Genomic DNA, 13,993 nt, shown 5'->3' on the forward strand with positions numbered 1-13,993 from the left:
GTGGCGGTTTAATTGGACAGTGAAAACCCGGCAAGACGATCGACGATCCGGTTCAGTGGCAGGATTTCGCGAGCCGCTCCAATTGCTGCAGCGGCTTTAGGCATGCCGAATAATGCGCAGCTCGCTTCGTCTTGTGCAATCGTCAGATGTCCCGCTTGCCGAAGTTGTTTCAGACCCTCGGCTCCGTCGCTGCCCATGCCTGTTAGCAAGGCGGCGGCAAGTGACCCTTTCCAATGTTCTGCGGCGCTGGAAAATAGGACGTTCACGGATGGGATGTAAGCAAATGCTGGTTGATCCGTGAAGTGTAGACGGTTTCCCGGCCGGAACACAAGATGATGTTCCGCTCCTGCGACCAGAACCAGGCCGTTGGTTACCGCGTCACCCGCTTGGGCTTTGCGCACAGGCCATGCGGTCTGGTCTCCGAGCCAGGAGATGAAATCGTCACCAAACCTCACATCCATGTGTTGGGCAATGACGATGCCTGTCGGCAGCGTGGCATCCAGTCCACTCAGAATTTCCGCCAGAGCGGCGGGGCCACCTGCGGATGCGCCGAGCAGGATCAGCTTTTGAGCACTGCGTGCCTCCGTTGCTGGTGCAGCGGCCTGAACCCGTGGAGGCATCGCCATGGGGGCGCGCAGAGTTTTGATTTGTTCGATCTTGCGGAAAAACGTGTCGATTTCTTCAAGATTGCCCATGCTGGGCGTGGTCACGACATCGAGTGCGCCCGCACCCATGGCTTCGAACACTTTCGAGGTGTTGCGGGGAATCGACCAGGTCACCAACAGCACCGCACACTCGGTGGTGGCGACAATTTCCCTGGTCGCCTCCACACCATCCATCCGCGGCATGACCACATCCATCAGCACCACATCTGGCGGGTTGGTGCGGCAATATTCAACCGCTTCCGCCCCGTCATAGGCGGTCCATAGAAGTTGGTAGCCGTCCCGGGTTGCGACAAGGCGCCGGATCGCCTCACATGAGACCGCGTTGTCATTCACGAGTCCCAGTTTCAGATGACGCGAAGGTGGCTTCATGATTGGTAGGCGGGGCCAATGAACTGCTCGACCATGCGCGCGAGTTCGTCGCTGTGGAAACTGGATTTTGCCAGGTAATAATCCGCGCCGGCTTCCAGGCCGCGCTCGCGATCCTCCTGCCGGTCCTTGTAGGAAACGATCATCACCGGGAGATCACGGAAATGAGGATTGGCGCGGATTTTTTCCACCAGCTCAATGCCATCCATCCGTGGCATGTCCACGTCGGTGATGACCATGTCGAATTTCCCTTCGCGCAGCGTGCTGAGGCCATCCATGCCATCCACTGCGGTGGTGACTTCATAGCCGCGCTCGGTCAGGAGTTTTCTTTCCAGCTCTCTCACCGTCAGTGAGTCATCCACAACAAGGACGTGTTTGGCAACGTCGGAATCCTCATGCTTGTCGGTTTTGGAAACTCTCAGCCTGCCTTCACCTGCAAGTGTGCGGATGGATAGGAGGAAATCCTCGTCATCCAGAACCAGAACCGGTGAGCCATCCGCCATCAAGGAGGTCGCTGCGAGATCGCGGATTTTTCCGAGCTCGGAATCCAGCGGTTGTAACAGAAGTTCTTCTTCGCCGAGGAAATTGGCAACCACCACGCCGAATTGCTTGCCGGCTTCAGACATGATCACCACCGACAGCGGGCTGGTGAGCGGCTGATTTTCTTCAAATTCCAGGACCTGCGCCGCGTTGATCAATCCAATCCGCTGGCCATTCCAGTCGCAATGCTGCCTGCCTTCGGTGTAGTGGGTTTCTTCTTCAGGAATGTTGGCGACGCCCTCGATTCTTGCCAGCGGCAGGGCGCATGGAGTGCCGGCGATGTCCACCAGCAGGCAGCGTGCGAGCGCTTGGGAGATCGGAGTGGAAAGCTCAAATGTCGTCCCGGCACCCAGCGTGCTATGAACACGAATCGTGCCGCGCAGTGCTTTTGCCGTGGAGCGCACCGCATCCAGGCCGACGCCGCGTCCGGAGATTTCGGTGACCTTGTTGCTCATCGAAAATCCGGGCAGGAACAAGAATTCCATGACCTCCGCGAAGGTCAGCGTCGAGGCGGCGACACGGCTGATCAATCCACGGGCGACGATTTCTTTCCGGATATACTCGGGATCAATGCCGCGACCATCGTCCGATAACCGGATCACCAGACGACCTGAAACGTGCGCGGCGGAAATGGTGATTGTTGCCTGGGGATCTTTCCCGACGGCATCGCGAATGTGGCTGGGCTCGATGCCGTGATCAAGCGCGTTGCGGATGAGGTGGGTGAGCGTGCTTTCCAGCCTTTCCAGAATGTCGCGATCGACCTCGGTGTTCTCTCCGCGGACTTCCAGTCGGCAGGGTTTTCCGAGCGACCGGGAAAGATCGCGGACCAGTCGTTTCAGGGACAGCACGCAGTCGGCAAACGGCCGCATTCGGCATGATAGTGCCTCGGTGTAGAGTCGGTTACCGAGTTGTGAGATTTGGAAGCTGTATTCGTCCAGGCCAAGCCGGAGCTGCTCGGCCAAATCCTCGGCTGCCGCAATTTTCCGCCGAATGTCTTCGAGGTGCTCAGCGGCTTGTGGGCTGCCGGCAAATGTCTCGGCAAAACCACGCAGTGAAATCAGCAGGCTGCGTTGAACCGTGGCGATCTCCTCCGCTTCCTTGTTGAAACGATTCGCCCGGTTGAGCGTGATGCGATTTTCTCCCGCCAGCGAAACAAGGCGGTCTAGGTTGTCCGAGCCGATCCGGACCGATCGGGTCTGGGTTTCGCTCCGGGATGCTTCGGCTGCTTGAGGTTCCTGGGCAGCGAGTTCCTGTTTTGCTGGCTCTGGTTTTGGGGTGGGTGCAGGGGCCGAGCTTTCCTCGGCATCCGCAGGCAATCCGCATTTGCGGACGAATTCGGCGATTTCCGCGGCGGTTGGCTTCGGCTCGGTATCGAAGATGACGCTGCGCAGCAGATCGGTTCCTTTGAGCATCAAATCGATCCGAGACTGCGGGAAGCGAGCGCCAGGATTTTTTTGAGCACTGACGAAGACGTCTTCCATCACGTGGGCGATGCCTACGGCGGCATCGACATTGACGATTCTGGCAGCGCCTTTGATTGAATGCGCCGCCCGCATCAGTTCTTCCAGCACAGAGGAGGCATCGACACCGCTGCCGAGTGCCAGAAGACCCTCGGATAGGGTGGTTAGTTGATTGTCGGCGTCGATTCTGAACAGCTCCGTCATCGAGAAGCCACTCAGGTCACCGGAAGATGAGCTGCCGGGAGTCATGTCAATTGGCGCCTCATCGCGTCGAAAAGTTCGTCTTCGTTCAATTTTGCGACGAAATGGTCGCCTTCTCCAAACCAACCCGTGCTGTAAACGGCCCCGGTATGGGTTGCGGGCAGCGGTTTCAGATCACTCTGATGAAATTCCTGCACCCCGAGGATTTCATCCACGATTGCGGCCACTCTCCAGCGTTGGTCCTGAAGCACCATCAGACGGGGTGTGCCACTGGCCGGTCCTGGTGTCGCATTCAGCAGGCGCTCCAGAGAAACACAGGTCCTGATGCGGCCATTCACATTTGTCACCCCGCGCAACAATCCCTTGCCGCTGTGGGGAAGGGGGCGGATGACGCCTGGGGTGATGATTTCTTCCACCCGGTCGGCAGACAGGCTGAACTTTTCTGCACCCAAGCGGAAAACCACCAGTGCGATCCGGTCCGAGCTGGGCGGATCCAGTGGCTTGGCAAAGTGCGTGGCCCATTCCTCGCGAAGCCCGTCGGGAATGGCGTGAAGGAGCAGGGAATCCGTAATCATGGGGCATTCAGGCGTTCGGCCCTAGCAAGAAGTTTACGTGAAGCATCTATCCGGCCATCGGCGCGTAAAAGCAGCGCGAGATGCGAAATGGCTTCGGGGTGAGAGGGGGAAAGGTAAAGCGCTTTTCGGAACAAGTTCTCGGCCCGTGTCCGTTCGCCGATCGTCTCGGCAAGCAGCCCGCCCAGATAGTAACTTTCGGCATCCGCTGGTTGGCGTCGATGGTATTGATCCAAGGTTGCCTGGGCTTCCTCAAGCGCCCCGCGGTCGGCGAGGCTGCGGATGTATTCCAATGTTGGTTCCGGGGCGGCAGGTGTGACCGGTGCCGCCGCCGCTGCCGGGGTGGGGCGGGAGATTCCAGCAGGCCGGGAAATGCGGGTGACCACCGGTCTGGTTCTTACTGGAGCTGAGAGACCTTGGAAAAATTGAATCGGGCTCGCCGGGCGGTTTGATTCCGCTTTTTCGCATGCAAAGGACATCGGGAATCCTGCGGATTTCCACCCGTTCTGGCAGGCGAGCGGGACTTCAGCCGGGCCGAGGAATAGCAGGCCGCTGGTTCTCAGCATGCTGCCGATTTTTTGCAGTGCGGAAATTTGCCGCTCGGGTGGGAAATAGATCAGCAAGTTCCGGCAGAAAATCACATCGTAACTTTCTTCAAAGACAGAGACGTCCCAAAAGTTTTTTTCCTCAAACAGCACCTCTCGGCGAACATGACTGGCGACGCGGAATTTTTGATCATCGAACGGCTCAAAGAATCGTTCCTGCGCTGGTGGCACGACCCCGCGAAATGCGGAATGGCGGTAAATGCCTTTGCGTGCCACGGCCACTGAAGGGGCATTGATGTCGAATCCGGTCACTGAAAATTCCGCAGAAGCCAGTCCTGCCCGTTGCAGGCAGATCGCGATCGAATACGTTTCCTCCCCGGTAGAGCAAGGTAGGCTCAATACCCGCAGCGGGCGTTTCGGGTAGCGCCTGACCCATTCCGTGAGTGCTTGATAGCTTTCCGGATACCGGAAAAAGAAGGTTTCCGGGACAATGATGCGGTGCAGAAATGCCTGCCAGACCTCTTGCTTGAGATCCAGGGAATCCGCCCATTCATCAAGGGTCGTCATTCCCGCCTCTTCCCGCGACAGCTCCATCGCCTTCAAAATCACGGGCAGCCCGCCGAGCGTGGAAACTTCCATGCCGGTGCGTTTGGTGATCAATGCTAGGACGCGGTCGACTGCCTTCATGTTGCATCCAGGGTGGAGTTGGTGAGTTCCTGCAGGACCGCATCCGGCAGCACGCGATCCGGGTGGATCCACTGAATGTAGCTACCGTCCGCCGCTTCGTAGACCCGGCCGATGTAGTCGGCGTTTGCTGGTAGCGAACCAGGATCGATGAATCGGATTTCCGCCAGATTTCGGGTTTCCGTGACCTTTTCCGCGAGCAGACCGAGCAATCGTGACACGCCGGATTCCAGCGTGACCTTGCACAGCATGATGCGGGAAACGAAGCATGGCTCGACCGGCGATAAATCTAACAGAACATTGAAATCCAAGACCGGCACCGGCTTGCCACGGAAATTGAGCAGCCCGGCGAACGCGGGGTGGGAATGCGGCATGGACTTCAGTCGGGCGAACGGAATCACTTCCTCAATCTGGCGTGAGGAAATGGCATAGCGGTCATGACCCGCGCTGAAGAGAACAAACAACATGAGGAATCCTATGCTTCTGGCAGTTTGAACCGGGCAATGGAGGTTTGCAGGCCGCTGGTGGCGTTGTTGAGTTGCTCGATCGCACGGCTGGAGTCACGGATGGAATCCGCCGTTTGTCGGGCGGCTTCACCGAGCTGGACCAGCGCATCGCTGATTTGTTGAGATCCTTGGTTTTGGGAACGCATGCCGCTGGTCACTGCGTCCATGCTTGGTGTGAGGGATTGCACCTGAAGGATGACCTGATCCAGCTGCGAGCTGATCTCCGTCACATCCTCACCGCCGCGTCGGACTTGCTCACTGAATTTGTCCATCCCCATCACGCCTGCGGAAACCGCAGCGACCATGTCTTTGACAATGCGCTCGATATCCAATGTGGAAGAAGCGGTTTGATCCGCGAGGCGGCGAATTTCCGCAGCCACGACAGCAAAGCCGCGGCCGTATTCACCTGCCTTTTCGGCCTCGATCGCGGCGTTGAGGGAAAGCAAATTCGTCTGATCCGCGACCTTGGTGATGGTGGTGATGACGGCGTTGATGTTGCCGGCTTTGTCATTCATCACGCCCAGTTTAGCGGTGACGGATGCGGATGCTTCCATGATCTGCCGCATGGTTGCCTCCATTCTGGCAAGACCGGTTTTGCCTTGGGTCGCCAGCGCTGAGGTGTCTTCGGAAACCTTGGCGACTTCATCGGTCACTTTCAGCAGCTCCATGGATGAGGCGGAAATTTCGCGTGCAGTCGCACTGATTTCGGTGGTGGTGCTGGCAACCTCACTGGCAGTGGTTTGCTGTTGCTTGGTCGTTGCTGCGATTTCCACCGCAGAGGAATTGACCTGCAAGCCGGAGCGTTGCACCTGCCGGATAAGATCGGAGAGGTTGCTGATCATGTCTGCTTGGGATCGCCCAAACTCATCCATTTCCGATCGCGGCTGCAGTTTGACGGTGAGGTCGCCCGCGGACATTTTGGCACCGGCGTGGGACATCTCACGAAGGTAGGTCAGCATGCCGGAAAAGGATTTGCCGAACTCATCAGCTTCCGATCGATGGGTGAGCTTGACGCTCAGATCTCCACTGGCGATTCGGTTGCTGGCCGCGGACATTTCCCGCAGGTAATCGACCATGGAGGCAAAGCTATGAGACAAGGTGCCAATTTCATCGCTCCGGTTAGGCGTCTCGACCGTCGTTGAAAGATCCCCTTTGGAAATTTGCACCGCGGAGTTGGTCAGCTTGCGAAGCGGAATCGAGATATTCCGCGCCAGCAAACTACCAATGACCAGTAACAGCAGAATGGAGGCTCCGACTGATAGCCAGATCATCCAGATCAGGGAGTGGGAATCCTTGCGGACTTCGTTGTTGGCATCCTCTATGGCCAGATGGACCACTTTGATCAAGTCGCTAAAGTTTTTGTGAATCTGCTGCCCGGTGCCGACTGTATCGTCGCGCTCGGCTGCCTGAAAAGCGGCTTCCGCACCGGCACTTGCGCGTAAGTCGACCAAAGCTTGCATCGCATCTTTCTTTTTCGCGATCAGCACTTCAGTATCCCTCAACTTGTTGAGCATGTCGGCATCGCCTTCGTATGCCTTTTCAAGTTTTTTGAGTTCTTCCAGGTCGCTTTGGAGATCGGAAAGGTCGGTATTGAAATCTTCGCGGAAATCGTTGGTGCCAGTTAGAAGATAACGGTTTGCGTCCGCTTCAGCATTCAGGACCTGGGCATCGACTTCATCCAGTATTTTGTTGTGGCTACTTGCTTGCTGCCTCAGATCGACGTTTTTGAGCAAGTTTAAGGCGGATATCAGCGATGCCAGCCCGATGCCTGCGATCAAAGCGATCGCGATCAAATACCCCGTGAAGATTTTTCTGCCAATGGACCACTTCATTTCGTGTCGATCTGTAAACACAGCGGCTCTCCATGGAAAGGGAATACTGGTGAGTTCTTTGCATTCAAGATTTCCTGAGTAATCGATCCGTTAGAAAAGGTCTGCAGTGCTGATGTCGTTCGGCGATGGAAATCGGGAAATTGACATTCGTGGAGGATTCGAATGGTTTGTGTAGATTGTCATTTCTACCCGAAAATAGTTTTGACGAGGTTAGCGTGAAGCGTCGTCGAAAAGTGCTCTACGTGACGGACCATTACCGAGAGGAGGTTCTTCTCGGTGTGGTGGACTATGCCCGTAGTAGAGGGTGGATGTTGGACGCGAGTATGCGTTTCCGGGGGGATTTGCCCGCAGAGGGCCGTGTTGATGGAATCATCGTTCACGGTTCGAACGATAGAATCGAACGATGGCTTAAAAATAGACCCGAGGTCCCGGTCGTTCATCTAGGTGCCGTGAAGTCAGGAGTCCAAGGACAGGTGGTGGAGCCGGACTACGAGCAAGCTGCTCAGGATGCGGCGCGGCATCTGTTGAGCCTGGGCCTGTTCAATCATGCTTTTCTACGATCCCGCAGCCTGCCTGAATCGAAACGGTTGCGGAGCGTGTTTCAGAAGGAAATTTTCCCACTGAATCGGGTCGAGATGATCGATCCTGATGATGATGCCGGTTTTAGCGATCGCCCGACTCCGCCGCGCGAACAGCGAGTGAGTCGCTTGGTGAGGATGTTGGGGCAAATGGCGAAGCCGGTGGGGGTCTTTGCGGATGATGATCAATTGGCTCTGGACCTGATGTTGGCCTGTGAATTGATGGGGCTGCGAGTGCCGCAGGAAGTCGCCATTCTGGGCTGTGGTAATAGTCAAATCGAGGTGGCGATGGCACCTTCGCCTTTATCTTCGGTTGATCTCAATTGGCGTCGTGTGGGTCGTGCGGGAGCCAGGGTTTTATCCGAAATGATGGAAGGGCGCGCGGCTTCAGAGCCGGTGAAAGTGGGTCCCTTAGGGGTGTTTGCACGCGCTTCCACGGCGACCATGGTGACCTCAAATCCCATGATTACCCGGGCGATTGTTCACATCCGGCAACATTTTGCGGAGAATTTGAAATCTTCAGAGCTCGCAAAAATTGCCGGCATGACCGAGCGGGCGTTTCGCGCAGAGTTTCGTTGCCTTGTAGGGCACAGCCCGCGGACAGAAATTTTTAAATCACGACTTGCCGCTGCAAACCGGCTTCTGCGCGATACCGATCTAAAGCTGGATGCCATCGCTCTCGAGAGCGGTTTCGGGAATGCGCGGAAATTATGTGAAATATTTGCGCAAACTTATCAACTTACTCCGAATAGCTGGAGAGATAAGGCGCGCGGATCTAACTGATTCAGCGTTAGACCTCTTCCAGTTTAAGGTAGGGAGATGAGGATGTCGCCACACATGATGTGAAAAATTAGCAACATACTAAGGATGGGTGGTTGCTTATCTGGCAATACAACTGGTAATGAATGATATGTCAAAAGAGGTAAGTCTTTTGGCTGAAATAGGGAATAGTTCACACTGTCGATTCAGCGCCGCAGTTGATAGAAGCTGAGAATGGATTGATCGCAGATTCTAGATTTGCGTCCCTATCTCAAACCCGAACTTCTATGATGATAAATAACGATCCTCGATGGGGGCATTTGTCTCCTTTTTTTAAAATTCCTTCTCGTTCTCTACTCGCGGGCTTGGCTTTAGTCGCTGCATTACCAGCTTCGGGAGCCGAAGCGAGCTACCGATATATCAGGTTTAAACCCACTGCGATCGTAAGTGGTGGGGTCAATGTGCAGATGTCGGAATTCACTTTTTCCTACCAAGGAACCTTGCTGAATCTGAATAATCGAGATGGCACTGGTGTCGATGTTGTAACAGTTTCGGCAACTTCGGGGACGCAGGATCCTGCGGCAGCTGAAGGCACGAACATGCTGTTCGATGGCCTGACCACCACCAAATGGTTCAGAGCTGAGGCCCTGGTAACAGGGAATGAGCTGGTGATCGATTTTGGAACGGCACCACCGACCTTTGATTCCTATAATTTTGCGAACGCCAACGATAACGCCACTTACATCCGAACTCCGATTTCCTGGACTTTGGCGGGAAGTGATGATGGCACGGATTGGATTCCGCTCGACGTCCGATCGAATGAAGCGACGGTTAGAACCAACTATGCCTATCAGGTAGGCTACGATATTCCGGATGCCATTCCTCCGGTGATCGATTATTTCAATAGTTACAGCACCGATACTGCCGGGTATTCGGCGATTATGCTCAATGGTTCATCCACCTATCTTGCCTGGGTGACTGGCAATACCTCTGTGGTCAATCTCATTGGGCCAAGTGGAACACCTATTAGTGTGCCGCTCAATGCAGAAACCGGTTACGCGGTAACGCCGCCTTCAAATGCGACATCAGTCTACACCTTGCAGGCGATCGCACCAAGCGGCGGAGAAGAAACCGCAACTGCAACCGTCCGGACGGTTGTGGGTGGTTCCTCGACCTATCAATACGTCCGCTACACGCCGATGAAGCGCCGGGGAGGAACCGTGCCTGGCGAAGTGCAACTCAGTGAATTCCAATTCTTCAATGGATCATCACAATTGACGGTAAGCGCGGTCAGCAACATCGGCGGAAGCAATGGCGACCCTGCCAGTACCTCCACGGAAACTGCCGCAAGTCTGATCGATAACAACACCGCGACCAAATGGTATGATGGCAATAGCGCACCGGTGATCTTTGACTTCGGGACTCCGCAAACATTTGACGGCTACCGTTTTGCTACTGGCAACGATGCGGCATCGCGTGACCCGATCCAGTGGACCTTGGAAGGCAGTAATGATCAATCCACATGGACCATGATTGAAAATGTTGATTTTGATTACCCGGTTCCATTGGAGCGCAATCGTTCTTCGTACGATATCCCGTTGCCAGGGAGTTCGATATCTCCCCGGATTGTTGAATTTACTGGGAGTGCATCGGAAATCTTTGTTGGGGAATCCGTTACTCTGACCTATTCTGTAGGTGGTGCTACTTCGGTATCATTGAATGGTGAAGTTCTTCCTGCATTCAGCGGTGAAGTGGTGGTGACTCCTACGGTAAGCACGACTTATACGCTTACAGTTGCAACGGCTACATCCACGGAAGCTTTAACGGCGTCCTTTGATGTGGTTGTCTATGATGATCCAGGTCTTGATGGCATTGACTACGATGATTTCGCATCGGCAGGAGCGGATATTCGAGTCGCTGGCAGCGCGGAGGTTACGGATGGCGTTTTACGCCTGACGCCTGATGAAGGAAGTCAAAGTGGTGCTGCTTACTTCTACAAGAAGTTGAACGGCACTGCTGGCTTTGAAATGACATTCGGGCTTCATCTCAACATTGATACTCCAGTTGCTCTCCCACCGGCCGACGGTATTGCCGTGGTGATTCATAATGCTGATGGTGGTGTCTCGAATGTTGGAACTGGTGAGACTGGTATTGCCTCGAATTCTCTGAACATCATGTTCAAATCATTCGATTTCACCGCGATCAATTCCTCAGTGGTTCAAGTTCTTTCCGGAACCACAGCGCTGAGCCAAGCTACTTCTATTTATCAAACCCCGGGAACGGAAATTATTGGGATTCCTGAGGTGTTGGATTCTGCCGGGAATGTGGTCGCTGGTGGGTACCCCTACACCCTTGCTACCTTGTCAACCGAGCGAGCCTATCAAGTGAGAATCGTTTATGTCCCAGGTGATCTCGACGTCTATTTCGATGGAATCGCAGTCATTCAAAATGTGGATGTGAATTTGGAAGATATCGGCGCGACAGATGAAAATGGGTTTTCCTACTTTGGATTTACCGCGCGGACCGGCCTTTATACGGAGAATAACGACATCGTGGATTGGAAAGTTCAGATGGGTGACTTTACCGAAGATCATGACTTTGGGATGATGAAGACGATCTATAAGACCGCTCCTGGATCAGATGTTCCAACCGATTATGATCTCGTTTGGTATGGTCATTCCGGATATTCTTATGATGTTGAATACACCAGTGACTTGGTGAATTGGTCGCCTTTGATCACCATTGATGGATTGGACGGACAACTTGGTTATAGTGTTCAATCGCTGCCGGACACGCCGATGGAGTTTTATCGAGTCGTTGAGTCAGAAAGCACGCCGGAACAATAGTTCGAAATCGAATCTCCCTGAGATAAAGCAATGATAGAGGCGCGATCCGAGCAATCGGGTCGCGCTTCATTTTGTATCATAAAGTTTGGTTTGGTGGGCTTTTGATCTTGTATATCATGGTGAATGTTTCATGATGCAATGATGATGAGTGGGGGAATGATTATGCAGGCCATAGGGATGTTGATCATACTTGTTGCAATGATTGCGGCAATTGGAATTGCCACCGGATATCCAGCTGCTCTTTGGATTGGTGACAAGGTGGCGGAATTTATTTCCTGCCTGCCCAATGAGAGATTTGCGGTGGCTCCTCCCATCATGGGACCGCCCGCGTCCAAGGCAATCAGAGGAGATTTACAAGAAGCTTTGGCAGACTATGAGGCGCTGCTCGAAAACTATCCCGACGAGCCGGAAATTTATCGGAAAATAATCGAACTGACACTTGGCCCGATGAATCAATCCGAGTTAGCCGAAGACTATCTTCATTTAGCGATGGAGAATCTGCAGGATGCCAAAGATCGGTCCCGATTGATCAAGCTGGCCGCTTCCATCAAAAGCGGCGAATATTGTCCGTTTCAGCATCTTCAGACTGAAAAGCTACGTTCTACGAGACGAGCTCTCGCTTATATCAGTAAGGTTCCTGCAGTGAAAAAACTGCTGTGATAGTCCGAGGATGTGGCTTTGCCTTGTCTGGCAAAGCTATTCCATCACCCCGCTCTTACCTGAGCCTTTCCCAGGAATCCACGTTCGAGCCAACGAACCAGACAGTGGCATCACGGTAGGGCACATAGGTGACATCGAGGCTTGGGTTGAAACCATAATACGGATAGTAGCCTCTACCATAAAATCCGCCGTAATACCCCGGTCCGACAAAGAATTCATCACGATAAACAGGTTTCGTGCCGGTGTAATCCCACCGCTCGCCTGATTTGCCGTTTTTCGAGTTTTCAAAAACCTGACTTGGGTTGCCCCATGCGATGCGAACGGCGTCCTTCGACATGCCACGACGTATTTGACCTTTCTTGACCAATTCCTGATCCTTGCTGCTCAACGCCTCAAATTTTTGCGGATTTTGAGCGATGCGATATTGCGGTGTCGATGGCACGCAGGAAACTACAAAAGTCGCTGAAATCAAGGAAAGGACGAGAAATTTCATACGGCTAATCTAAGGTCTGGCCTAGGAGAATGCAATGTGCGCGACAACGAATTTGAGGAAGTTCTGAAACACGCTTGCCAAGCGTGAACGCCGCGCCGCAATCTTCCTGCGAACGTTTCCCCGATTACCTAAAATGTCCGACCTGCTAGAAGACGACGATCTGACCGCCGCCCTGAAAAAATGCCCTGAATGGGAGTATGAGAAGAAGTCGATCACTCGAACTGTTGAGTTCGAAGAGTTCATGGATGCCATTGATTTTGTGAACGATCTCGCGGAGATCGCAGAAGAGGCACAACATCATCCTGACATCCACATCCGCCATACCAAGGTTTCACTGAAGCTCACCACGCATGATGCGGGTGGCGTTACAGATTTGGATATCGAATTGGCGCAACGGGTGGACAATCTTGTGGATTGATCACCGTGCGGCGGGGCGGATGAGATTTCCGCCCGGCCACTTTTGTTGCAGCTGACTGGCCTGCGAGGTCTGGCCAGTATCAGCGTTGCTTTGGTTAAAGCAGCATCATTTCCTCATCACTGAATCCAGTGATTTTCCGTAGGCCACTCTGCAATTTCCGCAGCGTGATGAAGAGGAAAATTCCGCATGGAACCAGGATGACAGGAAAGCCATATCCGGTGATTTTGGCGACCTGTGCATTGTAGACTTCTCGAGCGTCCGGAGCGAGGTGGTTGAGACCACCAAGGAAGTACATGGATAAGCCGAAATTCAGCAACGTGCTGATGAAAAATGAGGCTGCAAAAAGGAGGGTCGCTTTGAACAGGATCTCTTGGTAGGGAGCCTGAGCGTCGATCTCTTTGATTTTGTTCTCAATTTTACCGATGTCAAAGATGGCGTCGGTGTAGAGAAATTGACGAAGGAGAGGCGTGCGTGTCCAGTGCGAGCCGATGATGGCGAGGCCCAGGACGAATGGAATGGAGGCTTCTTTCAGGCCAAACAGAATGTCGGCATGGGGTTTGACGGTACCGTCCTTGTTCCAGAGAAAAAGGGTGAGGATTCCGGTCAGGAGAACCGAGCAGAGACCGAGTGCCGAAAAGAAATTGAACTTCTTGGTTTTGATAAAAAACCAGATCCCGTAGGCGATCGGCGGGATGAGAGCGATCATCAGCGCGTTCGTCGGGCCGAGGTTCCACCAATGAGCTGTTTTTCCGATGGAGCGCTCAAATGCCGGATCTTTGCTCAGATAGCTGAGCGCGACCACGGGGATGAGCACGTTGATCAGAATATTGGCGAGCGGGTTTTCCTTTGAGTTTTTTTGATTCGGCAT

Annotated in this window: 12 protein-coding genes; 4 read left to right on the top strand and 8 right to left on the bottom strand. The window is 54.0% G+C overall.

Annotated features, from left to right (window positions below; all coding sequences use genetic code 11):
* Positions 1-8: 8 nt before the first annotated feature.
* Genes cheB through JIN85_RS21970 form a run of 6 tightly spaced genes read right to left on the bottom strand, consistent with a single transcriptional unit; the run spans position 9 to position 7,371 of the window.
* Positions 9-1,034 (bottom strand): chemotaxis-specific protein-glutamate methyltransferase CheB, encoded by a 1,026-nt coding sequence (cheB, locus tag JIN85_RS15870; RefSeq protein ID WP_200272532.1) that lies wholly within the window; start codon positions 1,032-1,034, stop codon positions 9-11.
* A complete protein-coding gene (locus JIN85_RS15875) occupies positions 1,031-3,280 on the bottom strand; it encodes a hybrid sensor histidine kinase/response regulator (RefSeq protein WP_200272533.1) in 2,250 nt (749 codons plus the stop codon). Before JIN85_RS15875 ends, cheB begins: the two co-directional genes overlap by 4 nt.
* Positions 3,277-3,807, bottom strand: coding sequence for a chemotaxis protein CheW (locus tag JIN85_RS15880; protein WP_200272535.1), 531 nt, complete (start codon positions 3,805-3,807; stop codon positions 3,277-3,279). The genes JIN85_RS15875 and JIN85_RS15880 overlap by 4 nt, the downstream gene beginning before the upstream one ends.
* Entirely contained in the window at positions 3,804-5,036 is a 1,233-nt protein-coding gene (locus tag JIN85_RS15885) for a CheR family methyltransferase (protein ID WP_200272537.1), read from the bottom strand. Before JIN85_RS15885 ends, JIN85_RS15880 begins: the two co-directional genes overlap by 4 nt.
* Positions 5,033-5,500, bottom strand: coding sequence for a chemotaxis protein CheW (locus JIN85_RS15890; protein WP_200272539.1), 468 nt, complete (start codon positions 5,498-5,500; stop codon positions 5,033-5,035). The genes JIN85_RS15885 and JIN85_RS15890 overlap by 4 nt, the downstream gene beginning before the upstream one ends.
* A gap of 8 nt (positions 5,501-5,508) precedes the next feature.
* Positions 5,509-7,371 (bottom strand): methyl-accepting chemotaxis protein, encoded by a 1,863-nt coding sequence (locus JIN85_RS21970; RefSeq protein WP_200272541.1) that lies wholly within the window; start codon positions 7,369-7,371, stop codon positions 5,509-5,511.
* A gap of 215 nt (positions 7,372-7,586) precedes the next feature.
* Between JIN85_RS21970 and JIN85_RS15900 the strand changes: the two genes are divergently transcribed.
* The 3 genes from JIN85_RS15900 to JIN85_RS15910 all read left to right on the top strand — a co-directional run bounded on the left by JIN85_RS15900 (position 7,587) and on the right by JIN85_RS15910 (position 12,214).
* The gene (locus JIN85_RS15900) at positions 7,587-8,732 is read left to right on the top strand and encodes a substrate-binding domain-containing protein (RefSeq protein WP_200272543.1); all 1,146 of its coding nucleotides are present in this window, start codon (positions 7,587-7,589) and stop codon (positions 8,730-8,732) included.
* Positions 8,733-9,175: 443 nt separating this feature from the next.
* A complete protein-coding gene (locus JIN85_RS15905; protein WP_200272545.1) occupies positions 9,176-11,554 on the top strand; it encodes a discoidin domain-containing protein in 2,379 nt (792 codons plus the stop codon).
* Positions 11,555-11,677: 123 nt separating this feature from the next.
* The gene (locus tag JIN85_RS15910; RefSeq protein ID WP_200272547.1) at positions 11,678-12,214 is read left to right on the top strand and encodes a hypothetical protein; all 537 of its coding nucleotides are present in this window, start codon (positions 11,678-11,680) and stop codon (positions 12,212-12,214) included.
* Between the two features lie 55 nt (positions 12,215-12,269).
* Here the strand turns inward: JIN85_RS15910 and JIN85_RS15915 are convergent, their stop codons facing one another.
* Complete coding sequence (locus JIN85_RS15915) at positions 12,270-12,707, bottom strand: hypothetical protein (RefSeq protein ID WP_200272549.1); 438 nt, start codon at positions 12,705-12,707, stop codon at positions 12,270-12,272.
* 133 nt (positions 12,708-12,840) lie between these two features.
* Here JIN85_RS15915 and JIN85_RS15920 point away from each other — a divergent pair, with 133 nt between their 5' ends.
* Positions 12,841-13,125 carry a 4a-hydroxytetrahydrobiopterin dehydratase gene (locus JIN85_RS15920; RefSeq protein WP_200272551.1) on the top strand — a complete coding sequence of 95 codons (285 nt, stop codon included), beginning with the start codon at positions 12,841-12,843 and terminating at the stop codon, positions 13,123-13,125.
* Positions 13,126-13,219: 94 nt separating this feature from the next.
* Here the strand turns inward: JIN85_RS15920 and JIN85_RS15925 are convergent, their stop codons facing one another.
* Positions 13,220-13,993: a VC0807 family protein gene (locus tag JIN85_RS15925; RefSeq protein ID WP_200272553.1), complete on the bottom strand. Its 774-nt coding sequence runs from the start codon at positions 13,991-13,993 to the stop codon at positions 13,220-13,222.

The sequence above is a fragment of the Luteolibacter pohnpeiensis genome (assembly GCF_016595435.1).
Taxonomy (GTDB): Bacteria; Verrucomicrobiota; Verrucomicrobiia; order Verrucomicrobiales; family Akkermansiaceae; genus Luteolibacter; species Luteolibacter pohnpeiensis.

What these genes read in the sequence shown, in the direction of transcription:
- JIN85_RS15915 (WP_200272549.1), bottom strand. Translation starts at nt 12,707, where the DNA reads ATGAAATTTCTCGTCCTTTCCTTGATTTCAGCGACTTTTGTAGTTTCC.
- JIN85_RS15910 (WP_200272547.1), top strand. Translation starts at nt 11,678, where the DNA reads ATGTTTCATGATGCAATGATGATGAGTGGGGGAATGATTATGCAGGCC.
- JIN85_RS21970 (WP_200272541.1), bottom strand. Translation starts at nt 7,371, where the DNA reads ATGAAGTGGTCCATTGGCAGAAAAATCTTCACGGGGTATTTGATCGCG.
- JIN85_RS15890 (WP_200272539.1), bottom strand. Translation starts at nt 5,500, where the DNA reads ATGTTGTTTGTTCTCTTCAGCGCGGGTCATGACCGCTATGCCATTTCC.
- JIN85_RS15920 (WP_200272551.1), top strand. Translation starts at nt 12,841, where the DNA reads ATGTCCGACCTGCTAGAAGACGACGATCTGACCGCCGCCCTGAAAAAA.
- JIN85_RS15880 (WP_200272535.1), bottom strand. Translation starts at nt 3,807, where the DNA reads ATGATTACGGATTCCCTGCTCCTTCACGCCATTCCCGACGGGCTTCGC.
- cheB (WP_200272532.1), bottom strand. Translation starts at nt 1,034, where the DNA reads ATGAAGCCACCTTCGCGTCATCTGAAACTGGGACTCGTGAATGACAAC.
- JIN85_RS15925 (WP_200272553.1), bottom strand. Translation starts at nt 13,993, where the DNA reads ATGCCGAATCAAAAAAACTCAAAGGAAAACCCGCTCGCCAATATTCTG.
- JIN85_RS15875 (WP_200272533.1), bottom strand. Translation starts at nt 3,280, where the DNA reads ATGACTCCCGGCAGCTCATCTTCCGGTGACCTGAGTGGCTTCTCGATG.
- JIN85_RS15905 (WP_200272545.1), top strand. Translation starts at nt 9,176, where the DNA reads ATGTCGGAATTCACTTTTTCCTACCAAGGAACCTTGCTGAATCTGAAT.
- JIN85_RS15885 (WP_200272537.1), bottom strand. Translation starts at nt 5,036, where the DNA reads ATGAAGGCAGTCGACCGCGTCCTAGCATTGATCACCAAACGCACCGGC.